The 26,314-nt window shown below is 58.1% G+C and carries 27 protein-coding genes and 2 pseudogenes; 22 read left to right on the top strand and 7 right to left on the bottom strand.

What is annotated here, in order from left to right; translation table 11 throughout:
- Positions 1 to 394: 394 nt before the first annotated feature.
- Together CTP10_RS35640 and CTP10_RS35635 are read right to left on the bottom strand one after the other, a co-directional pair.
- Positions 395 to 790 carry a c-type cytochrome gene (locus CTP10_RS35640; RefSeq protein ID WP_116322522.1) on the bottom strand — a complete coding sequence of 132 codons (396 nt, stop codon included), beginning with the start codon at positions 788 to 790 and terminating at the stop codon, positions 395 to 397.
- The gene (locus tag CTP10_RS35635; protein WP_116322521.1) at positions 791 to 1,372 is read right to left on the bottom strand and encodes a ferritin-like domain-containing protein; all 582 of its coding nucleotides are present in this window, start codon (positions 1,370 to 1,372) and stop codon (positions 791 to 793) included. It lies immediately after the preceding gene.
- A 2,020-nt stretch (positions 1,373 to 3,392) separates the two neighbouring features.
- Here CTP10_RS35635 and CTP10_RS35630 point away from each other — a divergent pair.
- The 4 genes from CTP10_RS35630 (at position 3,393) to CTP10_RS41210 (ending at position 5,563) form a co-directional block, all read left to right on the top strand.
- The gene (locus CTP10_RS35630) at positions 3,393 to 3,872 is read left to right on the top strand and encodes an RrF2 family transcriptional regulator (protein WP_116322547.1); all 480 of its coding nucleotides are present in this window, start codon (positions 3,393 to 3,395) and stop codon (positions 3,870 to 3,872) included.
- Positions 3,873 to 3,937: 65 nt separating this feature from the next.
- On the top strand, positions 3,938 to 4,135 hold the full coding sequence (locus CTP10_RS35625; protein WP_116322520.1) for a hypothetical protein: 198 nt from the start codon (positions 3,938 to 3,940) through the stop codon (positions 4,133 to 4,135).
- 234 nt (positions 4,136 to 4,369) lie between these two features.
- The gene (locus CTP10_RS35620; protein WP_116322519.1) at positions 4,370 to 4,576 is read left to right on the top strand and encodes a cold-shock protein; all 207 of its coding nucleotides are present in this window, start codon (positions 4,370 to 4,372) and stop codon (positions 4,574 to 4,576) included.
- A gap of 156 nt (positions 4,577 to 4,732) precedes the next feature.
- On the top strand, positions 4,733 to 5,563 hold the full coding sequence (locus CTP10_RS41210) for a DUF488 domain-containing protein (RefSeq protein ID WP_317922844.1): 831 nt from the start codon (positions 4,733 to 4,735) through the stop codon (positions 5,561 to 5,563).
- 367 nt (positions 5,564 to 5,930) lie between these two features.
- On the opposite strand, the gene CTP10_RS35610 is transcribed toward CTP10_RS41210, so the two are convergent.
- Positions 5,931 to 6,302, bottom strand: a complete 372-nt coding sequence (locus CTP10_RS35610) for a carboxymuconolactone decarboxylase family protein (RefSeq protein ID WP_116322518.1) — start codon at positions 6,300 to 6,302, stop codon at positions 5,931 to 5,933.
- Between the two features lie 309 nt (positions 6,303 to 6,611).
- Between CTP10_RS35610 and CTP10_RS35605 the strand changes: the two genes are divergently transcribed.
- From CTP10_RS35605 to CTP10_RS41460, 4 genes and pseudogenes are all read left to right on the top strand, one after another.
- Positions 6,612 to 6,827 carry a DUF2945 domain-containing protein gene (locus tag CTP10_RS35605; protein WP_116322517.1) on the top strand — a complete coding sequence of 72 codons (216 nt, stop codon included), beginning with the start codon at positions 6,612 to 6,614 and terminating at the stop codon, positions 6,825 to 6,827.
- Positions 6,828 to 7,542: 715 nt separating this feature from the next.
- Positions 7,543 to 9,087, top strand: a complete 1,545-nt coding sequence (locus tag CTP10_RS35600) for an FAD-dependent oxidoreductase (RefSeq protein ID WP_116322516.1) — start codon at positions 7,543 to 7,545, stop codon at positions 9,085 to 9,087.
- 36 nt (positions 9,088 to 9,123) lie between these two features.
- The gene (locus CTP10_RS35595) at positions 9,124 to 9,378 is read left to right on the top strand and encodes a hypothetical protein (RefSeq protein WP_147316284.1); all 255 of its coding nucleotides are present in this window, start codon (positions 9,124 to 9,126) and stop codon (positions 9,376 to 9,378) included.
- 89 nt (positions 9,379 to 9,467) lie between these two features.
- A pseudogene (locus CTP10_RS41460) lies at positions 9,468 to 10,049 on the top strand (hypothetical protein).
- 135 nt (positions 10,050 to 10,184) lie between these two features.
- Here the strand turns inward: CTP10_RS41460 and CTP10_RS35590 are convergent.
- Complete coding sequence (locus CTP10_RS35590) at positions 10,185 to 10,928, bottom strand: cation transporting ATPase C-terminal domain-containing protein (protein ID WP_199414690.1); 744 nt, start codon at positions 10,926 to 10,928, stop codon at positions 10,185 to 10,187.
- A 718-nt stretch (positions 10,929 to 11,646) separates the two neighbouring features.
- On the opposite strand from CTP10_RS35590, the gene CTP10_RS35585 reads away from it, so the two are divergent.
- The 8 genes and pseudogenes from CTP10_RS35585 to CTP10_RS35550 all read left to right on the top strand — a co-directional run bounded on the left by CTP10_RS35585 (position 11,647) and on the right by CTP10_RS35550 (position 18,681).
- Positions 11,647 to 12,885 carry a Mu transposase C-terminal domain-containing protein gene (locus CTP10_RS35585; RefSeq protein WP_233528336.1) on the top strand — a complete coding sequence of 413 codons (1,239 nt, stop codon included), beginning with the start codon at positions 11,647 to 11,649 and terminating at the stop codon, positions 12,883 to 12,885.
- The gene (locus CTP10_RS35580; RefSeq protein WP_011154320.1) at positions 12,812 to 13,681 is read left to right on the top strand and encodes a TniB family NTP-binding protein; all 870 of its coding nucleotides are present in this window, start codon (positions 12,812 to 12,814) and stop codon (positions 13,679 to 13,681) included. Before CTP10_RS35585 ends, CTP10_RS35580 begins: the two co-directional genes overlap by 74 nt.
- Complete coding sequence (locus CTP10_RS35575; RefSeq protein WP_116322514.1) at positions 13,656 to 14,162, top strand: TniQ family protein; 507 nt, start codon at positions 13,656 to 13,658, stop codon at positions 14,160 to 14,162. The genes CTP10_RS35580 and CTP10_RS35575 overlap by 26 nt, the downstream gene beginning before the upstream one ends.
- 68 nt (positions 14,163 to 14,230) lie before the next feature.
- Positions 14,231 to 14,872: pseudogene (locus CTP10_RS35570) on the top strand (LysR substrate-binding domain-containing protein); the annotation flags it as partial.
- A 136-nt stretch (positions 14,873 to 15,008) separates the two neighbouring features.
- Entirely contained in the window at positions 15,009 to 15,680 is a 672-nt protein-coding gene (locus tag CTP10_RS35565) for an epoxyqueuosine reductase QueH (RefSeq protein ID WP_116322513.1), read from the top strand.
- 241 nt (positions 15,681 to 15,921) lie between these two features.
- Positions 15,922 to 16,905 carry a DUF1852 domain-containing protein gene (locus tag CTP10_RS35560; protein WP_116322512.1) on the top strand — a complete coding sequence of 328 codons (984 nt, stop codon included), beginning with the start codon at positions 15,922 to 15,924 and terminating at the stop codon, positions 16,903 to 16,905.
- A 27-nt stretch (positions 16,906 to 16,932) separates the two neighbouring features.
- A complete protein-coding gene (locus tag CTP10_RS35555) occupies positions 16,933 to 17,961 on the top strand; it encodes a methionine synthase (protein WP_116322511.1) in 1,029 nt (342 codons plus the stop codon).
- 210 nt (positions 17,962 to 18,171) lie between these two features.
- A complete protein-coding gene (locus tag CTP10_RS35550) occupies positions 18,172 to 18,681 on the top strand; it encodes a flavin reductase family protein (protein ID WP_116322510.1) in 510 nt (169 codons plus the stop codon).
- Between the two features lie 288 nt (positions 18,682 to 18,969).
- On the opposite strand, the gene CTP10_RS35545 is transcribed toward CTP10_RS35550, so the two are convergent.
- Both CTP10_RS35545 and CTP10_RS35540 read right to left on the bottom strand, forming a co-directional pair.
- Positions 18,970 to 19,371 carry a hypothetical protein gene (locus CTP10_RS35545; RefSeq protein WP_147316283.1) on the bottom strand — a complete coding sequence of 134 codons (402 nt, stop codon included), beginning with the start codon at positions 19,369 to 19,371 and terminating at the stop codon, positions 18,970 to 18,972.
- 342 nt (positions 19,372 to 19,713) lie between these two features.
- Positions 19,714 to 20,142: a hypothetical protein gene (locus tag CTP10_RS35540; RefSeq protein WP_116322508.1), complete on the bottom strand. Its 429-nt coding sequence runs from the start codon at positions 20,140 to 20,142 to the stop codon at positions 19,714 to 19,716.
- Positions 20,143 to 20,326: 184 nt separating this feature from the next.
- On the opposite strand from CTP10_RS35540, the gene CTP10_RS41205 reads away from it, so the two are divergent.
- Positions 20,327 to 20,488 carry a hypothetical protein gene (locus tag CTP10_RS41205; RefSeq protein ID WP_334223329.1) on the top strand — a complete coding sequence of 54 codons (162 nt, stop codon included), beginning with the start codon at positions 20,327 to 20,329 and terminating at the stop codon, positions 20,486 to 20,488.
- A gap of 41 nt (positions 20,489 to 20,529) precedes the next feature.
- On the top strand, positions 20,530 to 21,213 hold the full coding sequence (locus CTP10_RS41200; RefSeq protein WP_317920083.1) for a Fur family transcriptional regulator: 684 nt from the start codon (positions 20,530 to 20,532) through the stop codon (positions 21,211 to 21,213).
- A 654-nt stretch (positions 21,214 to 21,867) separates the two neighbouring features.
- Here CTP10_RS41200 and CTP10_RS35530 read toward each other — a convergent pair.
- Positions 21,868 to 22,776 (bottom strand): LysR family transcriptional regulator, encoded by a 909-nt coding sequence (locus tag CTP10_RS35530; RefSeq protein ID WP_116322506.1) that lies wholly within the window; start codon positions 22,774 to 22,776, stop codon positions 21,868 to 21,870.
- Positions 22,777 to 22,916: 140 nt separating this feature from the next.
- Here CTP10_RS35530 and CTP10_RS35525 point away from each other — a divergent pair, with 140 nt between their 5' ends.
- The 4 genes from CTP10_RS35525 (at position 22,917) to CTP10_RS35510 (ending at position 26,251) form a co-directional block, all read left to right on the top strand.
- Positions 22,917 to 23,792: an NAD(P)-dependent oxidoreductase gene (locus tag CTP10_RS35525; protein ID WP_116322505.1), complete on the top strand. Its 876-nt coding sequence runs from the start codon at positions 22,917 to 22,919 to the stop codon at positions 23,790 to 23,792.
- A gap of 198 nt (positions 23,793 to 23,990) precedes the next feature.
- Complete coding sequence (locus CTP10_RS35520) at positions 23,991 to 24,917, top strand: VOC family protein (protein WP_116322504.1); 927 nt, start codon at positions 23,991 to 23,993, stop codon at positions 24,915 to 24,917.
- 1 nt (position 24,918) lies between these two features.
- The gene (locus CTP10_RS35515) at positions 24,919 to 25,296 is read left to right on the top strand and encodes a YciI family protein (RefSeq protein WP_116322503.1); all 378 of its coding nucleotides are present in this window, start codon (positions 24,919 to 24,921) and stop codon (positions 25,294 to 25,296) included.
- A gap of 7 nt (positions 25,297 to 25,303) precedes the next feature.
- Complete coding sequence (locus tag CTP10_RS35510; protein ID WP_116322502.1) at positions 25,304 to 26,251, top strand: fumarylacetoacetate hydrolase family protein; 948 nt, start codon at positions 25,304 to 25,306, stop codon at positions 26,249 to 26,251.
- Positions 26,252 to 26,314: the final 63 nt, after the last annotated feature.

Below are 26,314 nucleotides of genomic sequence, written 5' to 3'. Positions count from 1 at the left end.
TCTCGGCATTGTCGAGGACAGCCAGCAATTGCGCTTCCGCCCGCCGTTCCCGCGCCAACTCCGCTGTATGTAGCAACTAAAAGGCCTTCAACGCACAAATGAAAAGTTGGAACATCTCCGGACAGAATCCGTCTGAAGCCGGCTTGGCCAAGGTCCTCTCTGCGCCTCAAGCACTTCAATGAAGCGGGACATGTGTCGATTAGCACCGCGAGTTGACCCCGTGGTTGCCGCTGATGCTGCCCCGGCCATGAGTGCGATACAGGCCGACCATGCCCGCATCCCGGGTCAAAGTGTGGAGCATCTGCATGCAATTACGGCTCATGCACCGCTGCCATCCAACAGGTATGAGCCGCCACCGGTAGCGGAACAGGTCTCTGACAGAGGCAATCGACAATTACTTGCACTCGGGTGCATCGCTCCTCTGCGTCAGGTAAGCGATCAGATCTGCGCGCTCTTGGTCGTCCTTCACTCCCGCGTACCCCATGCTTGTACCCGGGATCACCTTCAGCGGATCGGCCAGAAAGCGATTCAGAGTGCGTTCGTCCCATACTAGCTTCGATTGCCTCATCGCATCGGAGTATGCGAAGCCGGGCTCGCTACCCGCACGTCGTCCAAGGAGACCGCAATGCTTGGGCCCTGTGCGGTCGTAGGTGAACGTGTGGCAGGCCACACAGCGATCATAGATTGCTGCGCCGGCGGCCGGGTTACCGCGCAAGACGCCGCCGCCGGACGCGGGCGCCCCGGCCAAGGCCGTGATGAGGCCGAAACTCGCCAGGAGGCTTCTGTACATCTACGAGACGAACGCCGACGGCACGGGCGTTTCGCCCAATACATGGCGCAGTACGGCCCAGTGCATGGCCTCATCGCCAAGTATACTGGCGGCCGCTTTGGCGAGGTCACGGTCATGGAAGATCGGCACCGCTCCAAGATAGGCACTGACCGCTCCCTTCTCCAGGGATGCCGCAAAGCGGAGGACGTCGTTCTGGGTCTTGAGCGAGTCGGTCGGGAACGTGTACTTTTCCTTCGCTGAAACTGGCTTACCGCCCAGTTTCGTGATGGTTTGAGAAAGCACGTTCGCATGCTCCTTGTGGTGGCCCTGAAACGTCACAGCGACATCCAGTATTGGCTTCTTCAGTAGTCCGCTTTGCGCCCCGACCTGGTAAGCTGCGATGGCTTCAAATTCCGCTCCGAGCGCGGTATTCAGAACGCGGACGTCGTCCTCCGGCGAGCCTTCCCCGGCGGCTGCAAGCGCTTTCCTACCTGTTAGCAACGCGATCGCCGTGCCTGAGAGCAAGAGACCGGACTGGTGGAGGAAAGCGCGGCGTGTGTCGGCTTGCGCAAAAGGAGTAGTTAGACGTTGAATCGATGACATAGCTGCCTCCTTGACAGGTGTCTTACCTAACTTCACGACGAACTGCTTTTCGCCTGCACTGCAAGCGGAGCAAGGACTTCGACGATGCGGTCGGAGCGCTTTCCCGTAGAAAAGAAACTTCATCCGGAAAATCTTCCGTGCACTTCGCGCAAGAGACGCGTCCGTTAGAAGTGCGTACGCACCGTCACCTCCTGAATGCCAGGACATTCGACGTCCCTCGACGGTCCTTTCTTCCGGCCCGGCGTCACAGGGAATCGGGATTGCCGAAGCGCTGCGACCACGCTTGAGGATGGTCGGGTGTAGTAGTGTGAATCGACAGCCCTATCCATATGGGCCACAAAATGAAGAACTTATGAAGCAGGGACCCAATGCATGCGAAGAAATCGGGGACTGGCGAGGGCGTTCCAACTGTAAAAGCCATACGCCTTCAGTTCGGCACGCACGGAGCTCGTCACACGTTTGCCGTCGTTAGCGCACCATAGCATCGCGCCGCGCTGATTCGATTCGCAAAATTTGCTGAACTCGGTGTCGATTGCAAAACAAGCATTTGAGATGCATGTTATGCCGTAACTGCGAGATTGGCAACGCATATTGCAGCCGAGGCGCTGCAGGCGCGTGCGAACCATTACCATCAATGGCGATCAGCACCTGCAGTGAGTGCGTCCGATGGTTGCGACCGCGGACGGGCTTTCCCCACCCACTCGATGTGGGTGCGCCACCGGCGCGCGCTTAGGCTTCGAGTACGTAAGAGCCGGACGCATTGGCCAATACGACCCAAGCACCCAAGGTAGGCGGCATCGTCTGCTCGCTGGAATGTGCGAGCCATCGTTGCGACCGCGGCCACCACGATCCTTCACATACTGGCGTGCTGGCGGAACCATTCGTTCGGGCTGAGATAGGGGATTGTTCTTGGCCTGCAGGCCAAGACGTTAGTGCCGCCCGGCATTTCCAGGCTCGGGGACGATGCCCGCCCCCCAGACGTGAGCGGGAAGCTGCCCTAAATGTCTGCAGGTGAACCTTGTTGACCGAACGCCAAGGCGACACGTCGTCGCGTTCTTAGCCGACCACAATGATCGGCAACTTGGGATCGGGCAGCGTAATCGACCGACGGTGGGTCTCCTCACGCTGGTTCCGCCAGCGAGTAAGTTTCGTCCCCCCGTCTTTAACGTCACCCTTAGCACCTCAGGGTTCAGCTACAGACAGTTGATCGGCGAGGGTTAATCATCCATTGCTGAGCTGCTGCTCATGATCTGCTTCCGCAGATCGGTGGGACGGCCCGTCAGCAGCCCTCTGTGTAAAGAAAGATGTCACGCAGATGGCATACGGCCACCGCTCCCACGGCGGCCAGCTAAGCGACTTCCGTGCGAGGAAGAGACAAGTCTAGCGACTTGGTCTCACCACGGGTGCATCGATTGCCTGGCACAGCGCCATCTGCTTGCCAGGTGCGGCCAGATGCCACGCCCAGGCCAAAGATGCCACGCCCAGGCCAATCCTGCCAGACCCAACGCATCAGACGAGACGCCGCGCGTGACCTGCAGGAGTGCCGTATGCATGAGTCGGTCGTGGCGCATTGAGCGATCCGGCGGCAGGCGTCGGCGGACAATCGGCGTCAGTGGGGGAGTCGATGACAATCGCCACCAACCGCGGTTTGTCGATAGGTCCTAGGACATCGTAATTCTCAAGCGGTTAGGTGGCTGACTTCAACGTTAGAGAACGGATGTCCGGCGATGCGAACTGGCTCATTCCGAGCGGGCGCGACGCAATAAGCGATGCATGCCAATACGCATCTTGGCGAACCAGCGCTCGAAATTTCCAACGCCGGAGACTGCTAGAAATTGCGTCCTGGCTTCCTGCGCCATGGCAATAGGGGAAAAACCCCAAGGAGGAGGCAGTGAAAAGGTGCGAAATGGCGCAGAAAAAGAAGTATATTGAATGCATGTTTTGCGCTCACCGCCAAATTGGCAAACGCAGGTTGCAGCCGAGACCTTGCAGTCGCGACGACAAGCAAGTGGAGACGCAAATGAGACTGACTGAATACACCGACTACAGCCTCCGCGTGCTTCTCTATGTTGCCGTGCACCCGGATGAATTGGTGACGGTACAGTGCATCGCAGAAACTTTCGGCATCCCCAAGAACCATCTGACAAAGATTGTGGCGCATCTGGGCCAACTGGGATTTCTCACGACCGTGCGAGGACGATGCGGGGGTATTGCGCTAGGTATGGCACCGCAGAAAATCAATCTCGGCAAGGTGGTCCGTGCCACCGAGCCCGATTTCCGGCTGGTCGAATGCTTCGCGTCGGAAGGGAACCGGTGCATCATCACCGGTGCCTGTGGCTTGCGCCATGTCCTTGCTTCTGCGCTCGCTGCTTACCTTGCTGTCCTGGATTCGTACACGCTGAAAGACCTGGTCAAGCGGCCTGAGGCACTTCAACGTGCATTGTCCGGCGCCAGCATCCTCCCGGCCAGGATCGAAAAGCGCGCGCCGCAGACCCACTGAGTTCTGGTGACGACTGTTATGGGCGCTTCCCGGCAGACCTAATATTTGTGACTTAGGAGACAAAAATGCTGAGTCCCCATGAAGTGGCGGCCCTCATGCTGATCAAAGACGCCCCACTTAACTCCGAACTGGATCGTACGGATCTTGACACCCTCCTCGAACGGCAGCTTGTCCGCGTGGAGGAGTTCGTCTGTGGTCACCCAAGTCTCCGTATCACGGCCAGAGGTAACGCCGTCCTCAACGCCATCGTGCGTATCCGCTGAAGGCCGGAGGGGCAAGAGAAGTCGGAAAAACAAGGGAGTCTCAATGAACCTGTTGCCCGATGACTCAAAGGTAAACCCTTTTGGCAAACCATTTTGGTTTCGGTGAGCGTAATAGGTATTCTGCAGGCACGGCAATCGTTTCATTGACGAACAACAATCCAGAGGAGGCCTCCAGCACGTTCGGTTATTTTTTCAAAATGAAAATTCTTTATTGCTCTTAAATTGGAGAATGACATGACGACTGGCATTGTGAAGTGGTTCAACAACGAGAAAGGCTACGGGTTCATTACCCCACATGAAGGGGGGAAAGACTTGTTTGTACATCACAAAGAGATTCAGGGTACAGGGTTCAAAACCCTTGAGGAAGGTACCAGGGTCGAATTCGAGGTCACTCAAGGGCAAAAAGGACCGCAGGCTTCGCAGGTTCGCGTGCTTCGATAGCGCCTCCAGCGTGACCAGCCTGGGCGGCGGCGTCCCACGCCGGCGCGTCAGTGCAGAACAGCTATGGGCTTATGCCATCCACCTCAGTGGATTCGATCGGGCAATGTGCAAGCGATACGCGTTCGGGCAGCCTCTGGTCGATCGCATTGAAAAAGCATGGTGGACAGGATCAGCAATCAGGAGATCGGCTTTGATCACGTCGGACATCATGAAATGGGGCAGGTTGACGGCGCGCACTCCGGCATGTCCCGTCCGGCAACAGTCCGCCGGCGCAAGCCCGGTATATCCGCTGCGAACGAGGCCCTTCGTCGCGGGTTCGCGCGGACGGATAGAGGTATTCTGAAAATGGGGGCAACAGAGCAACCCATCCGACTGCCTGCTGCCAAGGTCGTAAGCCGGACAACGAACGACGTCGATGTCAGGATCCCCGTCACCATCAGGAGCGCGAACGGTCGCGCGGCCATACCGTTTTTCACTATCGGCCATTCAACGCGCCCAGTCACTGCTTTCGTCGGCCTGCTCCGAGTCGCCCACGTCGACGTACTCGTCGACGTCAGAACGGTTCCCCGATCGCGCACCAATCCCCAATACAATCAGGAAGCGTTATCTGCCGCTCTTTCGGAATTTAAAATTGATTACGTGCACATTGCTGAGCTCGGAGGGCTACGGGGAAAGCAACGCAACATTGCAACCCATGTGAACGCATTCTGGATTAATGACAGCTTTCACAACTACGCCGACTACGCGATGACAGAGCCGTTTCAGCGGGGTCTGAGACGCCTTCGCAAGCTTGGCCATACTCGGCGCTGCGCCATCATGTGCGCGGAGGCCCTGTGGTGGCGTTGCCATCGGCGAATCATTGCGGATTACCTGCTCAATGCTGGAGAGCGCGTCTTCCACATCCGTGTGGAGAACCACATTGAAGTGGCTCGGCTCACCTGCGCTGCCCGGCGTACGCCCTGCTACACGCTGGCCTATCCAGCGTAGCTCGGCAATGAGCCACTCTACTGCTGGTGCATGGGGCGCCTCTGCTGCCAGCATCGCGCCAGATCACGCACTCAATCGGAATGTGGCCGGAACGTACGCCTTCCCACAGGCGAGCAAGACGGCTGAAGTGTCTAGTCCAGGCTGCTGGGTCCGCGAGAGACATTTGCCCACCCAACACGGCCAACCTGATGGCGCTTCATGAGGCGCTTGCCCGCCGGGTCGGGTGTGACATCCATATGCGATCGGGCAAAGGCAATTATTCGCCAACTACCGAACGCCCGGACCGTCGACATCCGAGCCCATCCGGCATGCCTGAGGGCCGCGCAGCCCGCGCTCCCGCGGGTCTGCCATACTCGGTTGCACGTGCTTAATGACCGTGGACATGGGGCATCTCTTCCGAATTTGAACTCACATTCGCCGCCATCGTGTCGAGCGCCAGGGCCGAATGGGCATACGCAGCGCCTGCACGCATCTCCGCCGCAACCCAGATGGCCTCCATGATTTCCTGCCCCGTCGCGCCGCTTCTAAGGGCGGCCGCCGTGTGGCCCCGTATGCAATAGGGGCACTGAGTGACATGGGCGACTGCTACCGCGATCAACTGCTTCGTCTTCGTAGGCAGCGCGCCGTCGACGAAAACGCTGTCGCTGAACACCTTGAACGCCGCGAGCGGTCCGGGCGCGAGCTCCTTGCGCCTTGCCGTGATTCCCGCGTCCGACGCCGGATACATTGCATTGTCCATGGCATTGCTCCTAACTGGTTCACTGATGGCGCCACTACGTAACGACGAACACACCCGCCGACAGAACGCAGGCGGCGCTGGAAAGCAGTTGGCCATCGGCCCTTGGCCGCCGATCCGGGATAACACACAAGCGATCAGTTGAAGCCACTGCCACTATGTTGACACTTTCATAATTTAATTTAACTTAAATTATATCATAACATGATATATGCTGAGGATGGATGGGAGCAGTTGCTTTTGCTGTTGAATCGTAACGCGTCTGCGAGATTCTCGGCATCACTGCACTTGCATCGAACAGGGGCATCTATCATGACAACAAGGCTCAGGGTTGGCGATTACGTGACTTGGAACTCGGAGGCTGGTCATGTCAGCGGCAGGATCATAAAGGTGCATACGAAAGACATCGATTACAAGGGGCACACTCATCACGCCAGCGTGGAGGATCCGCAGTACGAGATCAGGAGTGACAAGACCGACCATATCGCGATGCACAAAGGTGGCACGCTGAAAAAGATGCAGCCCTAGAGGGGGGGGGGGGGGACTGCAAGCCGCGGACGAATGTGAAACCTGGCGCTGCGCGGAGCGCATTGGCCATTCGGGATCGCTCCCGTGAGGTTCGCATGTGCGTACAAGGAGCGGGTACGGAAGACTTGGCGCTGGGCGTGACAGGGGCATCAGAACCCGTAACCCTTTTCGCCCTGTACCAACATAGTCCGGCAATCGACGGAGGATACCTATGCGTGCTCGCGCGAGTTGCAAGCGTTTCGTCCTTCCGATAGTGACTGTCTTTTCGATCAGTCTATGGATTCTTGCCTTCGCCTGCGACGTTATCCGTGTGGGCGGAGCCCCGGGATACGCGTGGTCGTCCGTCGCGCTTTTCAGCACGGTAGGCGCGCTTTGCGCGGCAGTACCCGGATATATCGGCCGTCCTTCACAAGGGGGGACGCTCCGCCAGTCAGGAAACGCGCGCTGACACACATGGCCCACAAGCTCTCCGTCGTTGTGCTGAATGCGGCCTATATCCGGCTTCGCGGAATCCCACGAGCATGGGTTCGGGCATGAGCACCTCCGGTTCTGCGTTCGGTCGCCGGTTTCGAACTGTTCTTGGTTTCAGCCTGGCTTGGCGGCCAGATGATGCTCTCTGCAAGGTTGTGTCGGAGGTGGTGAGAATCGCTCGCCTGGCCGTCCTGCGAGTGACGGGTGGGAACCTGCCGGCAATCGTCGACATCAGGAGAATCGAATGAACGAACATGCGAAAAAACTGAGCGGACCGGACCTCGCGAGGGGCATTGCGCTTTCAGAAGTTGCCGACGGCGCGATGCTGCCGGGTCATGCCAACGGCGAGCCAGTATTGCTTCTGCGGCGTGGAGGTGAGCTGTTCGCGATTGGCGCTCATTGCACACACTACGGCGCTCCGTTAGCCGACGGGCTGCTGGTCGGCGACACGATTCGCTGCCCCTGGCATCATGCCTGTTTTAGCCTGCGCACCGGTGAAGCGCTCCGCGCCCCAGCGCTTGATCCGGTTGCCTGCTGGCGTGTCGAACAGCAGGACGGCCGCGTGTATGTTCGCGAAAGGCTTGTGCGTGCGGAACCGAAGCAGTTGCCCCAGGCGGCCGGGACCCCTCATTCGATCGCTATCGTGGGCGGCGGCGCCGCAGGCAACGCCGCCGCCGAGATGCTGCGCCGCGAGGGTTATTCCGGTCTCATCACCTTGCTGAGCGCCGATGCAGCGAGGCCGTGCGATCGACCCAACCTCTCGAAAGGTTTCCTGGCGGGCTCCACGTCCGCAGAGTCGAATCCGCTGCGTCCAGTGGAGTTCTACAAGGCGCATCGCATCGACTTGAAGCTGGATACGCCTGTCGTCTCGCTCGACACGACGAGCCGACAACTTCACCTCGTGGACGGCAGTCGTATTGCATTCGATGCACTGCTGCTTGCCACCGGCGCGGAGCCGGTGAGGCTGGCGGTGCCCGGCGGAAATCTCAGGCACGTGCACTATCTGCGCTCGCTCGCCGACAGCCGCGCACTCGTCGGCAGTGCGCTCACGGCAAAGCGAGCAGTGGTGATCGGCGCGAGCTTCATCGGCCTCGAGGTGGCTGCATCGCTGCGCGCACGCAATATCGAGGTGCACGTGGTTGCGCCGGAGAGCGTTCCCATGGAGAAAGTTCTCGGACCGGACGTCGGAAACTTCATCCGCGGGCTCCACGAACGCCACGGAGTAACGTTCCATCTTGGCAGCACAGCGGTTTCCATAGACCAGAAGGGAGTCCAACTGAAGAGCGGGGAGAATCTTCCTGCCGATATTGTCGTTATCGGCATCGGCGTACGGCCGATGATCGCGCTCGCGGAGCAGGCAGGCCTCGCCATCGACCGCGGCGTCACCGTCAACGAATACCTCGAGACAAGCGTACCGGGCATCTTCGCGGCAGGCGATATTGCCCGCTGGCCGGACCGGCTCACCGGCGAGCGCATCCGCGTCGAACATTGGGTGGTGGCCGAACGCCAGGGACAGACCGCAGCACGCAACTTGCTCGGTCGGCGCGAGCGATTCGACGCCGTGCCGTTCTTCTGGACCGAGCAGTACGATTTCGGCCTTGCTTATGTCGGCCACGCCGAGCGGTGGGATCAGGCCGAGATCGATGGCAAACTCGATGGCGAGACGCAGAACTGCACGGTCACCTATCGGCGGGGTGGCAAGAAACTGGCAGTGGCCATCGTGCACCGGGATCTGGAGGGACTGCGTGCGGAAGTCGAGTTTGAGAAGACGATCGCGACTATAGGCTAACGGCGCGTGAGTATTGTGAGCTAGAGGGAACGCAATATGCAGGCGCAACACGCGCTGGCTGCACGAGTCAATATCGGCGGACTATGGAATGAAATACAGGGACTACTACGAAGTCCTCGCGCTGCAAATGGCGCACCGCAGGATGAGGTACGATGCGCGTATCGCAAGCTCGCGCGCAAGGAGAATCCGGACGTGAGCCAGCAGGCCGACGGCGAGGACCGTTTCAAGGGCTGGGCGTGGCCAATAAGGTTTTCAAGGACGTGGCTGATCAACGAAGAAGTGATTATGTAGCGTTAGTCTTTCGAGGCCAGCATAGAGTGCTGCTGCACCCCTGGCGGGATTGACTTCGTCTTCCCAAAAAGGGCGCTGTCGCCTTCAGCATGACGAACCGTGCCCCGTGCGTATTCCCGCCCGAATTGGGCAGGGCTGATGGCGTCCGGCATTGGCCTGAACGCGATTTTCGCCCACGCCGCAGCGAAGCCCGGCAAGCCGGCTTTCATTTCGCAGTCCGGTACGCTCACAAGGGCTGTACTCGACAGGCCTTCGCCCGGGATATCGGCGTGTCGCATGTCATTTCGCTGGGCGACAGTGCCGACGTGGATCTGGGAGATGTGCTTGATTATCTTGTAGGCAATGGCGACACGCTATGTGGAATCGGTGCGCAACGCTGACAAATTCATGTCCGCGGCATGGGCGTGGCGCGCAATAAGCCCGTGATGGTGGTGAAGGCCGTGCTCGTACCGGAAGGTGCAAAGGCCGCTGCGTCGTACATCGGCACGCTGGCCGGCGCCGATGACGTCTGCGATGCGGCGATGTGCCGGCATGCTCCGCCTCAACATCACCGATCAAGTGTTCGATGCCGTCGAAACGCTGGCAGGTGCATGCTCCGCCAGCCAGCCCACGTCCAATTGGCCATTGTTGTCCGTTCGGACCCAAGGAAAGGGGCCTCGGCGGGCTCTTGATGGACACCGTGTGTTGCTGAAGCTACCGAAAGACTGTGGCTTCGTCGTGGATCAGGAAGGCGGCGCCGATGGTATACGCCTGGGGCTTGCCTTGCAGTAGCGCTCACCCCCCGGTGCGTGCGGCCGCCCTCGAGTTCAGACCGATGCTCGTGCCGCCTGCGTGCTGCCACGAAAAATTCGGAGGCGAGCGAGCAACTTGCGCATCTCCTCGAGCAGCAGCACCAAGGAGGCGACGCCGACCGCAATGAGCCAATCGCTGGCCGTCAGGTCGGCGGTATGGAAAATGCTTTGAGCCGGCCCCCAGTGCACCGCCACCGCCTGCAAACCAAGGACCGCAGTGAGCGACGCCCACAACATGGGGTTATCGAAGAAGCGGCTATTGAACGTCGACCCCTTCTCGGCGCGGGCATTAAAGACGTTGAAGAACTGGAACAGCACGAATGTGGTGAACGCCAGGGTCAGCGCACGTGCTTCGGAGCCGTTCTGCATCCCGTAATACAGCACGCCCACTGTACCAGCCATCATGGTCGCGCCCAGCGCCATGATCTTGCCGAAGCGGCGCCGGCTGAGAATGTCATCGCCACGCCGGCGCGGGCTCTCGTGCATGGCGCCTGGTCTTGGCCGATCGAGCGCCAGCGCAACTGCCGGCGGGCCGTCCATGATCATGGCCACCCACAGCACCTGGATGGCATTGAAGGGCTCCGGCAGACCGGCCAGCGGGGCCACCAGCAGGGTCATTACTGCACCGGTGGTGGTAGAGAGTTGGAAGCGGACGAAGCTGATGATATTTTCGTAGAGAGTTCGGCCCTGCCTTACCGCGCCGACGATGGTGGCGAAATTGTCATCTGTCAGCACCATGGCAGCGGCTTCTTTCGCCACCTCGGTTCCTGTAATGCCCATTGCCACGCCAATTGTTGCAGATCGCCAATACCCCCAGCGGTAGCCGCTATATCCGCTAGCATTCACTCGATCCAACTGATTGATCCGTAATGGATCTTTCGTCCGTTGTGACGTCTACCACTGTTGCTGGTAGGCAACGCGTTTTGGGGCGTTGGGTCCACTAATTCCGCCAGCCTGGGTCACCCGTTCAGTAAATCGCCTAATGTGACTGAGTCACTGTCTTGGACACGCGATGAGGATTGCAACGAAGCGCGAGCTGGCGATTGCGAGGGTCTTGCGTCCGCTTGGGAGGGCTCCTCTCTCGCGTAGGCAAGCCGAGAATGCTGGCAAATTGCTGGGAATCCATTGGGCGACGGTTTACCACTTGCGCCGGCGCTTCCTCGCGGATCCGGTGGCGAGCGCGTTGATACCGTATGAACGAGGTCCCAAAGTGGGAGATACGCGTCTAGCGGCGACTGTCGAGGAAATTGTGAGGGAGGTACTTTCCGATTGGCTGCCGCGACAGCCTTATCTTGCTCATCCGCTCTTCGAGCTGGTCGTCGAAATCCGGAAGCGATGCGCAGCGGCAAGTATTAGTCCGCCAAGCAGATCTACCATTTCGCGACGCTGGCGCGCACATCGGGAAGAAGAGGCACTTCGGCTCGCAACGCTGCCGGGTTCTGAGATTCCCCCAGGCCATCTTGTGGCGCGCTGTCCGATGGACATTGTGCAGATTGATCACACGCTGGCCGATTTGATGCTGGTGGATGATGCGAGCCGACGCCCCATTGGCCGGCCATGGCTAAGCATCGCCCTCGATGTTTCGACAAGATGCGTCGTTGGCGTATACGTCGGGATGGACCGCCCCAACGCGGCAACTGTTGCGTTGCTATTGACTCGCGTTGTCTTGCCAAAGGATGGCTGGCTCGCCAGCCTCGATGTTAGCGTTGATTGGCCTATGCACGGCATTCCACAGCTACTTCATCTCGATAATGCGGCGGAATTCAAGGGCAGGGCATTGCGAGCGGGGTGTCGGGAGTACGGCGTCGAACTGATGTACCGACCTGCGGGGAGACCGTACTTCGGGGGCCATATCGAACGTTTGATGAGGACCATCATGGAACGTGTCCACAGTTTGCCAGGGTCGACTGGCTCGTCACCCAAGGGCCGCAAGGCCAGACCGCCGGAGAAGGAAGCCTCCTTGACGATCCGGGAGTTTGAGCGGTGGCTAGTTCTCGAGATTGCCGAACGCTATCACCACAACGCTCACCGCGGGCTGCAGGGCGCCACTCCGTTTTCGCAGTGGGCGACGGCGGGCCAAAAGACGCCTCCACGCTTACTCCCCAATGCGGCGCCTGAACCATTGCGCTTTCTAATCCAGTTCTTGCCGATGACTTATCGGACCGTGCAGTCAGATGGGCTGACGCTGTTCTACCTGCGGTACTGGCATCCAATATTTGCCGCCTGGCGGGCGACCAAGCAGAAAGTCATTACAAGATACCACCCTGAGGATCTCTCCAGAATCTTTGTCAGTGTCGACGGAAAGCACTACGTTGAAGCGACATTTGCGGACTTGCGTCGTGGCCGAGTGTCATTGTGGGAGCAGCGCAGTGCGTTACGGCGCTTACGATCCCAAGGCAAAGAGTATGTCACAGAAGCGAAGGTATTTGACGCGATTGATGAGCAACGTCGGATTGTCTCCCACGCTAGATCGCAAACGTTAGGAGCAAATCGTCAAGGCGAAGCTCTGAAGGAACTGTCGCCACAGAGCCTTGGCGAGGCGCCAAACTCGGTACGTGCAAACACGTTGGGCAAGCAATCTGAGCCGGCAGTGGATTACAACAAGCCGCCCCCAGTGTCAATGTCGAGCCGCTGTAATTGCAATGCGCCCGCTGCTAACACATCTGCTCCCGGCCGCGAGAGAGCTGGCTATGTGCGACGATGGTGTCAGAATTAAAGGATTGGCACGTAGCCATTGGATAGATTACCCGCGCGCAACCCAAGCACTGGAGATTCTCGAGCGTCTCCTCCAAACACCTCAGCGGGAGCGTATGCCGTGTCTGTTGCTGCACGGAGATTCCAACATCGGTAAGACGCAGATTGTCTCCAAGTTCCAGCGTCGTCATCCACCCGAGTACGACGAAGGGAAGGGCGTCGAGTTGCGAAGTATTGTTGCTATGCAGATGCCACCGACACCGGAGCAGCCGAGGTTCTATTCTTCGTTGCTCTTCGAACTGGGTGCTCCCTTCAACGCGGCGGCAAGGCTATCTGCGCTTGAGAACCTGAGTCGTGCCTTGCTTCGAAAAGTCTCGGCGCGCATGCTGATCGTTGACGAGGTTCATCACTTGTTGGCAGGCAACTATCGGGAGCAGCGTGCATCCCTGAATTTGCTCAAGTTCCTCGCCAATGACTTGAAAATCGCGGTTGTCCTCGTTGGCACTCAAGACGCCGTCTTGGCGCTCCAAACGGATCCTCAGATGGTCAGTCGATTCGCCCGTTTCGAGGTGCCGAGATGGCAGGAGACGGAGGCATTTCGTTCTCTTCTCGCAGCCTTCGAGATGATTTTGCCGCTTCGACGTCCGTCGAATCTCGCACGGCGAGAGATCGTACATGCCATTCTGACTGCAAGTGGAGGGCTAACCGGGGAAGTGTCGCGTGTCTTGACTGTTTCCGCAGAACTCGCGATCCGGGATGGGAAGGAGGCCATCGACCTGGGTCACATAGAGAATGCAGCGCGAACCCTGCTCTCCTGAGGGTGTCAGGCCTTGGCCCGTTGCTCCGCGTCCATTCGATGACGAAGCGTTTGGCGGTTGGCTCGGTCGCCTGGCCGCAAGGTATCAGATCAGTGTTGACCAGTTGTGGCAGATTGGCGACCTTGGTGCGTTTCCGGCGTTGACCAATTCTGGCTGGCTGCTATTTCCCCCGATGGATGAGCAGGCACTGTGCCGCCTTGCGATGCTGACTCATATTGGTATGCCAAGGCTCGAGGCACTTCAAACACCTATGGCGTGGGTGTCAGACCGAGATCAGCTCCCATACTGCTTCGACTGCCTGGTTCTGAATCCCGTCGACGTTTTCTCGCCTCGCTGGAAGCGGGATTGGCTGGATCCGCACACGGCTGTCTGCCAAGTCCCTGGCCATAGGCTGAATTCGCTCCCACCATGCACGCTACGCATCTGCCGCAACCTCACTGCGGTGCTCCATGCGATCAGCAAGCGTCAGCGCAAGGGGTAGGAAAAAGCGGTCAAATCTCCATATTGGCGGAAATTGTGACCACCATTGGCGGAAATAACGATCTGCAACAGCAGTTCGCCCAGGGTGAGCGAGGCGCCCTGCGCATCGGCATGGAATGTCACCCTTGTTACCAGTGGCTGTTGAAAGTCGTGTCGCCCTATTTGGCCGCGTGGCCGGACGTTGACGTAGACGTGAAGCAAAAATTCCAGTTTGGTGGCATCGGCGCGCTGTTCGGTTACGAGATCGACCTGCTGGTCACGCCCGATCCGCTGGACAAGCCGGGCCTGGTATTCGAACCGGTATTCGACTACGAGCAAGTCCTGGTCGTTGCCGGCAATCACAAGCTGGCCAAGGAGGAATACATCAAGCCCAAGCAGTTGACCGATGAGATACTGGTGGCCTACCCGGTGCCGGTCGACCGCCTGGATATCTACAGCATGTTCCTCACGCCCGCCGGCATCACGCCCAAACGCCATAAGGCGATCGAGACCACCGACATCATGCTGCAGATGGTCGCCAGCGGCCGTGGCGTGGCAGCACTGCCGCGCTGGCTGGTGCTGGAATACGCGGACAAAATGGATGTGGTGCCGGTCCGGCTGGGCAAGAACGGTATTGCCAAGCACATCTTTCTGGGCGCTCGTGAGGCGGACATGAGTATCGATTACCTGCGTGCATTTATCGAGCAAGCGAAAGGGCCTGCCGTGGCTTGATTCATCGTTGCGACCGAATCCATGAGCGCTGCTCATGGAAACATGAAAACATATCGATTTTCATGTCCCCGGCCGGACACCATAATTCGGGCTTATTCAGTCCGACGAATGCGGGCGTAATTCATGGAGAGTTCTCATGGCGTCCGCAATCGAACGCAAGCCACTGGCGTTACCCGCCGGACACAAGCAAGTGCTGCTGCATTCCTGCTGCGCACCGTGCTCGGGTGAAGTGATGGAGGCCATGCAGGCCTCCGGCATCGACTTCACGATCTTCTTCTACAACCCGAACATCCATCCGCTGAAGGAATACGAATTGCGCAAGAACGAGAACATCCGTTTTGCGGACAAGTTCGGCATTCCCTTCGTCGACGCCGATTACGATCGCGATAACTGGTTCGCACGTGCCAAGGGCATGGAGAACGAGCCGGAGCGCGGCGTGCGCTGCACGATGTGCTTCGACATGCGCTTCGAGCGCACCGCGCTGTACGCCCATGAGCATGGCTTCCCGGTCATCACCAGTTCGCTGGGGATCTCACGCTGGAAGAACATGCAGCAGATCGACGATTGCGGTGTGCGGGCGGCGTCGCACTACCCGGACATGCTGTACTGGGAATACAACTGGCGCAAAGGCGGCGGCTCGGCGCGCATGATCGAGATCAGCAAGCGGGAAAACTTCTACCAGCAGGAATACTGCGGCTGCGTCTACTCGCTGCGCGACACCAATCGGCATCGCCTCGAAAGCGGCCGGGAACGCATTCAACTGGGCGTGAAGTTCTACGGCGACGACGACTCGGCCACCGAATCCTGAACTCGCCATCTGTAGCCAGATAAGACAGCCTGGTCGCGCTGCGTACCGTCCGGGGCATATCCCGGATCGCCACGGCGCAGGCCCTCGGAATTCCGCTGGGGCATCCGAAGCAACTCGAACCCAACCTGCGCCCCTTATCCGCTGCGATTCTGCACAAGACTGAACGGGCCTCCGGCCATTCCATTCATCATTTTTGTCCCCGCAGTAAGGGGCGTCTCCTTCATCGGGGCATCAGATCACCATGAGCACAGATTTTACATTTTCGATTAAGAGCATTCGTTTCGACGAAGATTATCGCCCGTCAGACAATACGCGCATCACGACCAACTTTGCCAACTTGGCCCGGGGAGAGAGTCGCCAAGAGAATTTGCGCAACACCTTCAGGATGATTGACAACCGCTTCAATGCCTTGGCGCATTGGGACAACCCCAAGGGCGATCGTTATGCCGTCAATCTTGAAATCATCTCCGTCGAGATGAATATCGATGGCGAAAGCAGCGACAACGGCCTCCCCTTGATTGAAATCTTGAAGGCGAATGTTGTCGATCGAAAAACCGGCGAGCGCATCGAGGGCATGGCAGGAAATAATTTCTCATCTTACGTGCGAGATTATGACTTCAGCGTCCTATTACTGGAGCACAACAAGAATAAGCAGGAATTCAGTGCCCCGGATAACTTCGGGGATCTGCACGGGAAGCTATTCAAGTGCTTCGTGAATTCGAATGCTTACAAATCTCATTTCAGCAAGCAGCCCGTTATATGCCTGAGCGTTTCGAGTAGCAAGACCTACCATCGAACTGCGAATCAGCATCCTGTGTTGGGCGTTGAATACCTGCAAGATGAATATTCCCTAACCGATGAATATTTCAAAAAAATGGGGCTGAAGGTTCGCTACTTCATGCCTCCGAATAGCGTTGCACCTTTGGCTTTTTATTTTTCTGGCGATTTGCTCAGTGACTACAGCAGCATCGAGCTTATTAGCACCATCAGCACGATGGATACGTTCCAAAAAATTTACCGCCCTGAAATTTACAACGCGAATTCCGCCGCCGGTGAATCTTATCAGCCGAGCCTGAAGCACGAGGATTTTTCGCTGACTCGAATTGTTTACGATCGGGAAGAACGCCGCCGGCTGGCTATTGAGCAGGGACAGTTTGTCGAGGAGCAATTCATAAAACCGTACCAAGCCATTCTCCAGCAGTGGTCTGCCAACTATGTTCTTTGATCAAATAAAAACGAAAGGTCATTAATCGTGAAAAAATTGCTTCCCACCTCAACTGCCGGCAGCTTGCCTAAACCCTCCTGGCTTGCACAACCCGAGAAACTTTGGTCGCCCTGGAGATTGCAAGATGAGGAATTAGTCGAGGGCAAACGAGACGCTTTGCGTTTGTCGCTGCAAGAACAGCAACACGCTGGCATCGATATCGTCAGTGATGGTGAGCAAACGCGCCAGCACTTTGTTACTACGTTTATCGAGCACCTCAGCGGCGTTGATTTCGAGAACCGCAAGACCGTTCGAATTCGTGATCGCTATGATGCGAGCGTACCCACGGTCTTCGGTGCTGTGGCCCGCCAAAATCCGGTTTTTGTCGAAGACGCCAAGTTTCTGCGTCAGCAAACCAAGCAACCCATCAAATGGGCTTTGCCAGGCCCCATGACCATGATCGACACGCTTTACGACGATCATTACAAAAGTCGAGAAAAGCTGGCTTGGGAATTCGCCAAAATCCTCAATCAGGAAGCCAAAGAACTGGAGGCCGCCGGCGTTGATATCATTCAATTCGATGAGCCTGCATTCAATGTTTTCTTTGACGAGGTAAATGACTGGGGGGTTGCCACACTGGAAAGGGCGATTGAAGGGCTCAAATGCGAAACGGCCGTGCATATTTGCTATGGCTACGGCATCAAAGCCAATACCGATTGGAAAAAGACGCTGGGGTCGGAGTGGCGGCAATATGAAGAAGCCTTCCCCAAGCTGCAAAAATCCAATATTGATATCGTCTCGCTGGAATGTCACAACTCTCGTGTGCCGATCGACCTCATTGAACTCATTCGAGGCAAGAAGGTGATGGTGGGGGCCATCGACGTGGCAACCGACACCATTGAAACGCCGGAGGAAGTCGCCGATACGTTGCGCAAGGCACTTCAGTTTGTCGATGCCGACAAGCTCTATCCTTGCACCAACTGCGGCATGGCCCCCCTGTCCCGTGCAGTAGCACGAGGCAAGCTGAATGCGCTGAGCGCCGGCGCAGAAATCGTCCGCAGAGAACTCTCGAACTAATGCCGAGCTGAAGTCGGAAGTGCCGCACGGGGGGATTGAGGGCAGGTGTAGCCCGAGTATCCGGATGAAGGAAAGACCTTTGTCGACTCCGATTTGGCCGGCAAGCGCAAGCAGGCCCGTAAGGCGCTGTTCTGATCGAAATGGATCAGGTGGCACCGTCGACGGGTTTGCTTGCCCTGATCGAGCGGCACCCAGTATTTAGTACCTAATATGTCACTTTCCAGTACTGCTATCGAGCCACTGCGCTTTCGCGAAGCGCTCGGGCACTACGCATCCGGTATCACGGTGATTACATCGCACATTGACGGCGAGCCGATCGGCTTCACTTGCCAGTCGTTCTATAGCGTGTCGATGAACCCGCCGCTGGTCTCATTCAGCGTCATGTCCAGTTCGCCCAGCTATCCAAAAATTCGCCAGGCGGGTCGATTCGCAGTCAACATCCTGTCGGATAAGCAAGTCGAGATTTCCAACCAATTTGCCCGACGCGGCACGGACAAGTGGCACGGCGTCGAACGACAGGAATCGCCGCTGGGTAATCCGCTCATTGCCGGCAGCCTTCACTGGCTCGATTGCGAAATCTACGCCGAACACACGGCAGGCGATCATTTGATCGTGATTGGTGAAGTGAAAGCGTTGAACCGGCAAGAAGCTGCCGCTACGCAGCCCTTGCTGTATTTCAAAGGCCAATATCGCAACATCGCCGCGCATAAGGCGATTTGAGCGGGAAGGGGTGACTCATCGCGTCGGGTCCGAAGAAGCGTGCCTGTCGGACCTCGGCCTCCGACGGCGGCTTGGGCGCCGGTTGGCAGGGTGCCTTGCACTTCCAGCATCGGTACCTGTCCCTCGGATTGATAGCAGTGCAGTCGAGGGCAGGTCCAGTCGTCTTGTGGCAGCGTCATTGGAAGCGATTGATTGAGGAGGGTTGCTGGACGACCTCGGAAGTTTCACCGACGCTGAGCCCGCAGCGGCGGTGCACTTCTGTATCGGACCCGAGTGCACAGTGAAGAATCATCTGCTTCGGGAAACAAAGCCTACCGCGGTCTCGCGGAGCCGCGGGGACCTCGCCGCGGCAGCCAGTTCTCGCAGCGTGTCGGTTAGCGAAATGCCGCCGACCTCTCGTATGCCTGAATTGATCAGCCGGCCAACCATGCAAATGCCAAACTCGCTCGGCTGCCGGCCGAGGGACCGAAGCAACTCCGGCTCATAGTTCGGCAACGATTCAAGTCCATGGAGAACCGTCCATACCACGCCAAAACCATCTTCCTCTGGGTAGCGCTCAAACACGCTCAGAAGCTGAGGTATTGCTTGCTCGGGATACCCTGCCTGCCAGGGTTCGGCAACGAGCGAATCCAAGGGAAGCCAGTTGTCCTCTTTAGCGACAAAGCTGGCGATGTCGTGAGCGATTTCCACGGTGGCCCGAGGACATAACGAGAGAGGTGTTCGGTCGTTCAGGGCAGAAATTGGAGTTTATCCCGACTGTCTGTTTATGGCCGTACTCGATGAAGCCAGCAGGGATAGCCGCGCACAGGCTCACGGCGCGAGCGTGATCCCTCCCAGTGAGATCCGCCATACGTGGTGACAGTCCTCGTTCGATCAAAACGCAGGCATTGCGTCCTTATACGCCACGGTTTCCTACATCGGGCGCCACTGGTAGATCGCGTGCAGATTTCCCTCGTAGGAACAGCCATCACGCCCGCGACCGTGCGCGAAGCCCCGTGATGCCGTGCCTTATCTCGGATTGCCCGCCCGCTGTCAGGCCTTTTCACTGGCAGGTTCGCCAGCCAGCGCGACTTCCGCCTCGTCGGTCACCGTGCTTTCCGCTATCGCGTTGTCGACTTCCGAAACCATGTCGCCTAGACCGATGACGACCGTGATATTCGGCGTCCAGTTCTTGCGGTCGGTGCTGACCTCGGCAAACGTAGTCACCGTTGCGGTGTAGCCCTGGGCTCTGAGGTCATCGGCTAGCCGTTGCGCGCGCGGTTCCAGCGCTGCTTGCGGATTGTCTTCGTTGATGTCGAGTACCAGTCTGGTCTCGAATTCTTCCTTGCCCCTCTGGATTGCCGTTTGCATTGCCTTGAGTTGCTTGTTCGCGAGCGCGACGAGCTTGCTGTACCTGGATTCTTCCTGGCTGGCGCGCAGTGCCTTGGCTGCGTTGATGATTTCGGTGCGGTCCACGAACATGATTGCCTTTCGAGGTGGGGGAGAGAAAGCGCAGGCGCCGCGCGGGGGCTTTAAGAGCCAGCTTTTCCGGGATGCGACGACAACTGTATAAATATACAGTGCTCGCCAGCTAGCCTGCAAGGGTTGGTGTTTTTGATTTCTTCAAAAAATTTGAAGTGTGCCTGACTAGAAGGCGGGTTATCCGGTGATTCGCTCAAGCCGGACGGGAAGCGGCTTTACGACAACAAAGCCTGAGAGTCTCGGTGCCGGTATCCTGAACCCGCAGAAGGCACGCATTCTTTTGATGCTCGCACTGGCGAATCAGTCCGATTTATCCCAAATCGCGCGCTATTTTAACGAACCGTAGTATCAACGATCTGTGGGGAGAGCCAGGGCTGTGTCTTCCTCATGACCTTAGAGTTGTATCCCTGGCGCGGCGCCGCTGCGTGTTGGGTGAAAGTGTCTGGTCTAGTTGAGGATTTACTACAGCTCGCTGGCGAGAGTGCAAGTCAGCCGTTGCGCTTGGGCTGCGCAATGTTTCACGAATCCACCATCATTAAGTGTAGTGGTGGGGTCATTTTTTTTTGCATAATGAGCGAGTCTCAATGCCATCGGCATTTTGGCATGATATCTATGGAGAAAGTTCAGGGAGAATTTAGCTCTTGGAGCGAGCTGAGTGCTACAGGTCTGCGGCGTACTGTGCCTCGTATGCTTATCCTTTCGATGTTCCAGGAGAAGGCACATCTGCACTTGACCGCAGAAGACATTTTTCGTAGATTTCTAAATGAAAATAGAAATATTGGTTTGTCAACTGTATATCGAGTTCTTCGCCTATTAGTGCAAGAAAAGCTACTGACTTGTCAAAAATTCGAAAACAGTTCAACCATTTTTGAGTTGAACGAAGGCGATCATGATCATTTGATATGCGTCCAGTGCCGGACAGCTGGCGAGTTTTGCGACCCAAAAATAGAGGTTCGGCGGATCGAAATTGCCAAGGAAAAGGGGTTCGTCCTGCGCAACCACACGCTGACTCTTTACGGGCTTTGTGCGAGCTGCCAGGCGAGTGCCGGCAGATTAAACCGATTTGGATAAATAACGCAGGAGCGGTCCACGTTGTCAAACTGGCTGTCGATATCATGCACGGATGCAGGGAAGGGCAGTGCGGGGGTTCTCCCTGAACTCAGGGTAACGGAACCCCGCATGCCTTGCCTAGCGTGTCGGAGATGAGGCGCTCGGAGATCAGCCTCAGGTGCGCCATTGCGCCCCGTCCTAGCCTCCAGCACGCGAATGCAGTGGGGCATCGTGCACGATCGAAGCGTCATGGTCGGCCTGTGCCAGCAGTCGGCGAGCGGCACCATGTCGCCGTCTATGCTGAACAGGCTGTCTGTCAAGGGTTTCCGTGGCTATTGTAGGCAGCAAGCTTTCCTGGCGAGCGCGGTGACGTCGCAGTGTAGGTACCTTTCCAGATTAAACGGGCTGTCGCATGAGGGCTTTCTTCGAGAGTTCTCATGCGAGAGTGCCAAACGATCACAGACTAATGGGACGAATAACTTAGAAATGCAGTAAACCCACGAAATGGCCTGTGCTGCGTTAGGGAGATGGCCGACTGCGGGGTGTCAGCAACTTCCCGGGGCACTCTCCCCATTCATAGAGATCAGCATGTCGTGCAGCGCTCCAGGCGAGTCATGGCCCTCATCGATTTTTCGGGGAAGGTGGCCGAGTTCCTTAAGGTAGAAGCAGCGGTCGTCACGCCTGCGCCTGGAAATCATCGCTCACCACTGTGACGATAAAGTCGCGCAGCCACTTGTTTCCAGGGTCGCGGTGATACCGATCGTGCCAGTAAATGCCGATATCAAAGTCGGGCAGCTGTAGGGGGACCGGTTTGGTGATTATCTCAAAGTGCGGCATCAGCCTCTGAACCAGAATCTCGGGCGCGCACCATAAGAGGTCCGAGGCAATGATGAAGTGCGGGGCGGACAGGTACTGCGGCAGGCGCAATTTGATCTGGTGCCGGGCACCCGCGTCGATTAATGCCTTTTCCAGAACTTGGTGCCCACTGCCGGAATACTCCACGAGCAAATGCTGTTGCTCGCAGAAGAGTTCGGTGCTCAGTTCGTGTTTCGCCAAGGGATGCCCCTTGCGCATGACGCAGACATAGTGCTGACTGAACAGCTGGCGGCGATGAATGCCGGTTTCCAGCGCCGGCAGGAAGCCGAGCGCGAAATCGATCCTGCCGTTGGCCAACCCGCTCAGCGTTTCATCGATCGGCTTGAATACAGTCCGCACCTTGATATGGGGTGCTGCTACCTCAAGTCTTTGCATCAATGCAGGGAGGTGTACTACTTCGCCGATGTCGCGCGTGCGTACAGTAAAGAGCCGGCGGGAAGTGAGCGGGTCGAAGCTCGCCTCTTCTACGAGGGTATTGCGGATCATTGCCAGCGCATCCAGCAATTGCTGGGCAATGGCCGTGGTGTGGGGCGTCGGTTCCATGCGCCGGCCGACCAGCGTGAACATCTTGTCGCCGTGCTCCGTCCGCATCCGCTTTAGCGCACTGCTGACCGCCGCCTGCGTCAGCCCTAGGTTTTCCGCCGCGCCCGTCACCGACCGGTCGCGCCACAAGGCTTCGAAGACATATAACAAGTTGAGGTCTTTCATGAGTTGGTGCTCCGCCGCCGTCCGCGCAGCAAAACTATAAATCCTGTTAATACTATGGATTCTAAGAATCGATATAGTTTAATGAAAAATGCGTCACTAGAATACCCCTAAACATACAGAAATGACGCGGAGACAGAGACATGGGCACCCCAGCAATCGTCGGCGTGATCGGCCTCGGCCAGCTTGGGCTGCCGATCGCCACGAATCTGATCGAGGCCGGCCACCGGGTGGCCGGCTTCCGCCGCACCGGCCGGGAAGAGTTCGTCGCCCGCGGTGGTCAGGCGCTCGACAGCCCGGCCGAAGTCACCCGCCAAGCCGATATCCTGCTGCTTTGCCTGCCAAGTGAACAGGCGGAGCTGGATGTCTTGCAGGGCCCCAATGGCGTCCTGGAGGCGCTCAAGCCCGGGCAGATAGTCATCGAGCTCAGCACCTATAGCAAGGCATTCAAGATCGAGCAGGCCGAACGTATCCGGGAACGCGGCGGTCGGGTGCTCGAGTCCGAGGTCAGCGGCTCACCGCCGATGGTGACGCAGCGCAAGGCCTCGCTGTACTTGGGCGGCTCCAGGGAGCTTATCGAAGAATGCAAGCCGGTGCTCGATGCCATCACGACCCATCATTTCCACATCGGCGAATATGGCGCGGCGGTGGCCATGAAACTGATCGCCAATTATTTGCTATCGATTCATATTCTCGCCGCGGCGGAGGCGATGAACCTTGGTGCCAAGGCCGGCTTCGATCCGCACATGGTTGCCGATGTGATCAAGCATGGTGCGGGCAGTTCGACCATGTTCGCGATTCGCGCACCGATGATGGCGGCGCGTGCTTTCACGCCGGCGATCGGGCCGTTTGTCACACTGAAAAAGTACCTCGACCTGGGCGGTGCATTGGCCGATGAACTGGGTGTCGCCACGCCTCTCTTTTCGGCGGCCGCCCCGTATTTTTACCGCGCTATCGACAGCGACATTTGCGACGAGGACGCCGCGGCGGTCATCAAGCTGCTGGAATCGGAGTCGTAACAGAAGACACAACAACGAGCGTAACGTGATCATCGAGACGCTCGCTTTGACGATCGCGTGCAACGCCGCCCCGCCTTGTCGGTCAAGCCCGAATGGCGCGTCTTTCTCTGTAAGGCGGGGCACATTGTCATCCACAAGGATTGCGAGCCGCTGACGCAGCTGCCGTTTTCTCCCCTCACATATTAGGAAGACATTGCGATGATCCACTCGCTGCTTCACGTCGGCATGACCGTACCCGATCTCGAAATCGGCCGCGCCTTTTATGAGCTATTTGGCCTGGAAGCGCATGCCTGCGGCAACGACCTGGTGTTGCGCTGTCCCGACCGGGCGCAGGATCAGATCCGTATGATGCTAGGGCCGAAAAAGCGCTTGAGCTATGTCTCGCTGGGCACCGACGCGGCTGGGATGCAGACATTGAAAAGTCAGCTGGAGCGTGCCGGCGTGGTGGTCGTGGATGCACCTTTCCGTGTGCCCTTCGGCGGCATTTGGTTCCAGGACCCGCACGGCGACTGGCTCAACGTGCAAGTTGAGGAAGCGGTGCCATCCCTGATGGTGGCGCCGCCGGAAGTCAACGCGCCCGGGCGCTACCGCCGCATCGGCACCCGCGCTTGCGATGTCGCGTCCATGCAAAAGCGGGCGCGGCCACGCCGCCTTGGGCACCTGATCAAGTTCACCCCGGACGTCGACCGCTCTGCCGATTTCTACATGCAGGTGCTGGGGCTGAAGATGTCCGACCGCGCGCAAGACATCCTGGCCTTCCTGCGCGGCGCGCAGGGCGGCGACCATCACATCCTGGCGTTCGCGAAGAGCACGCATACTGGCTTGCACCACCTGAGTTTCGAAGTCGGCGATTTCGATGAGATCGAGATCGGCGCGCAGACTATGGTGCGTGCCGGCTACAAGAGCGCGTTCGGCCCCGGCCGTCACGTGGGTGGATCGAATTACTTTCATTACATCCGCGATCCGTGGAATAGCCTGGTGGAGTACTTCTGGGACATCGACATCATTCCGGAAGACGACAGCGGCTGGGTGCCCTTGAATGTCACGCCGGACGAACTGACCGCGGTATGGGCCAGCGAGCCGCCGCCGCCAGAATTTCCGATGAACTTCGAACTGCCGGACTGACATGGACATCAACGACAGCGTCCGCGCCCTGCTGGCGAATATGGTGCAAAAGCCTTTGTACGTCGCGCTGCGGACACCGAACGACCTGTCGCGCTTCAGCGCGCTGCTGGAAGCGCACCTGCAGTGGGCAATCGCCGCCGAGCAGCGCGGGGAGTTGTTCGCATCCGGTCCGTTCGGGGAAGAAGGCGGTGTGCCGGGTGCCCTGGGGGGAATGTCGATCGTGCGTGCGGCATCAATGGAAGAAGCGCAACAAATACTGTCCCGGGATCCGTTTGTCCGGGAGCGGGTATATACGCCATCAATCAGGAAATGGCTGCTCATGGAAGGCGGCATCACGGTGACGCTGCGCTTCTCGGACCAGTCATACCTACTCCGATAGGAAAACAATGAAATACCAGCTTTTTACGTATGCGGACAAGAACGGGGCCGCAGGGACGGGTATCGCCGTCAACCAGCAATTGTTCGATTTGGCTCGCGCTGCCACGGGTAGCTCGTTGGCCGGGAAATCGGTGATGGAGCTGCTGGATAATTGGGACAGCGCGCATGCCCAACTGCTCGCCATCGCCGATGCCTTGCCCGCATCCCCGGACACATACGTCGACTATAGGCTGTCCGCGGACGCCGTCACTTTCCTGCCGCCGGTCCCGCACCCCGGCGTGATCTATTGCGCCGGCGCCAATTATCGCGACCACGTGGAAGCCATGAGCCGCGCGCTGAACCACAAGCTGGTGGTGGATCCGAAGGCGGAAGGCATTCCGCCCTGGCATTTTCTGAAGGCTGGGAAGGGCAGCCTGGCCGGGCATCGTGAGGTCGTGTCGTTCCCCGCCCACAGCAACATGCTCGATTGGGAAGCGGAACTGGCCGTCGTGATTGGCCGCCGCGCCTCCAAGGTCAGCGTGGATGACGCTTTGCAGTTCGTCGCCGGCTATTCCTGCTCGAATGACTTGTCAGCTCGCGACCACCTGAAGCGGGAGAAGATCGATGTCAGCTCGCCATTCCGCTTCGACTGGATCGGACACAAATGCTTCAACGGTTCCTGCCCCATCGGCCCATTCCTGACACCGGCGGCCTTTGTCGAGTCTCCCGAAGACCTTGACATCAAGTTATGGCTGAACGGCGAACTAAAACAGGATTCCAACACGCGCAACCACCTGTATGGCGTGGCGGATCAGATTTCCTATCTGAGTCACCGCGTCGACCTGCATCCCGGCGACATCATCCTGACCGGCACCCCGGCGGGCGTGGGCGCGGAAAGCGGGACCTTTCTGAAGCGCGGCGATGTGATGAGGGTATGGATCGCAGGGCTCGGTGAATTGGAGACCACCGTCGCTTGATGGCCTTCCTTGAGAATAAGAGTGGAGACAGATATGAAAACTAAACTCAACTGGGCACTGGTA

The organism is Cupriavidus sp. P-10 (assembly GCF_003402535.2).
In the GTDB taxonomy this organism is placed as follows: domain Bacteria; phylum Pseudomonadota; class Gammaproteobacteria; order Burkholderiales; family Burkholderiaceae; genus Cupriavidus.
This window is presented reverse-complemented; position numbering and strand designations above follow the sequence as displayed.

Excerpts from the sequence above, each read along its gene's own strand:
- CTP10_RS35640 (WP_116322522.1), bottom strand. The coding sequence starts at position 790 with ATGTACAGAAGCCTCCTGGCGAGTTTCGGCCTCATCACGGCCTTGGCC.
- CTP10_RS35635 (WP_116322521.1), bottom strand. The coding sequence starts at position 1,372 with ATGTCATCGATTCAACGTCTAACTACTCCTTTTGCGCAAGCCGACACA.
- CTP10_RS35630 (WP_116322547.1), top strand. The coding sequence starts at position 3,393 with ATGAGACTGACTGAATACACCGACTACAGCCTCCGCGTGCTTCTCTAT.
- CTP10_RS35625 (WP_116322520.1), top strand. The coding sequence starts at position 3,938 with ATGCTGAGTCCCCATGAAGTGGCGGCCCTCATGCTGATCAAAGACGCC.
- CTP10_RS35620 (WP_116322519.1), top strand. The coding sequence starts at position 4,370 with ATGACGACTGGCATTGTGAAGTGGTTCAACAACGAGAAAGGCTACGGG.
- CTP10_RS41210 (WP_317922844.1), top strand. The coding sequence starts at position 4,733 with ATGGTGGACAGGATCAGCAATCAGGAGATCGGCTTTGATCACGTCGGA.
- CTP10_RS35610 (WP_116322518.1), bottom strand. The coding sequence starts at position 6,302 with ATGGACAATGCAATGTATCCGGCGTCGGACGCGGGAATCACGGCAAGG.
- CTP10_RS35605 (WP_116322517.1), top strand. The coding sequence starts at position 6,612 with ATGACAACAAGGCTCAGGGTTGGCGATTACGTGACTTGGAACTCGGAG.
- CTP10_RS35600 (WP_116322516.1), top strand. The coding sequence starts at position 7,543 with ATGAACGAACATGCGAAAAAACTGAGCGGACCGGACCTCGCGAGGGGC.
- CTP10_RS35595 (WP_147316284.1), top strand. The coding sequence starts at position 9,124 with ATGCAGGCGCAACACGCGCTGGCTGCACGAGTCAATATCGGCGGACTA.
- CTP10_RS35585 (WP_233528336.1), top strand. The coding sequence starts at position 11,647 with ATGGACATTGTGCAGATTGATCACACGCTGGCCGATTTGATGCTGGTG.
- CTP10_RS35580 (WP_011154320.1), top strand. The coding sequence starts at position 12,812 with ATGCGCCCGCTGCTAACACATCTGCTCCCGGCCGCGAGAGAGCTGGCT.
- CTP10_RS35575 (WP_116322514.1), top strand. The coding sequence starts at position 13,656 with ATGCAGCGCGAACCCTGCTCTCCTGAGGGTGTCAGGCCTTGGCCCGTT.
- CTP10_RS35565 (WP_116322513.1), top strand. The coding sequence starts at position 15,009 with ATGGCGTCCGCAATCGAACGCAAGCCACTGGCGTTACCCGCCGGACAC.
- CTP10_RS35560 (WP_116322512.1), top strand. The coding sequence starts at position 15,922 with ATGAGCACAGATTTTACATTTTCGATTAAGAGCATTCGTTTCGACGAA.
- CTP10_RS35550 (WP_116322510.1), top strand. The coding sequence starts at position 18,172 with ATGTCACTTTCCAGTACTGCTATCGAGCCACTGCGCTTTCGCGAAGCG.
- CTP10_RS35540 (WP_116322508.1), bottom strand. The coding sequence starts at position 20,142 with ATGTTCGTGGACCGCACCGAAATCATCAACGCAGCCAAGGCACTGCGC.
- CTP10_RS41200 (WP_317920083.1), top strand. The coding sequence starts at position 20,530 with ATGACCTTAGAGTTGTATCCCTGGCGCGGCGCCGCTGCGTGTTGGGTG.
- CTP10_RS35530 (WP_116322506.1), bottom strand. The coding sequence starts at position 22,776 with ATGAAAGACCTCAACTTGTTATATGTCTTCGAAGCCTTGTGGCGCGAC.
- CTP10_RS35525 (WP_116322505.1), top strand. The coding sequence starts at position 22,917 with ATGGGCACCCCAGCAATCGTCGGCGTGATCGGCCTCGGCCAGCTTGGG.
- CTP10_RS35520 (WP_116322504.1), top strand. The coding sequence starts at position 23,991 with ATGATCCACTCGCTGCTTCACGTCGGCATGACCGTACCCGATCTCGAA.
- CTP10_RS35515 (WP_116322503.1), top strand. The coding sequence starts at position 24,919 with ATGGACATCAACGACAGCGTCCGCGCCCTGCTGGCGAATATGGTGCAA.
- CTP10_RS35510 (WP_116322502.1), top strand. The coding sequence starts at position 25,304 with ATGAAATACCAGCTTTTTACGTATGCGGACAAGAACGGGGCCGCAGGG.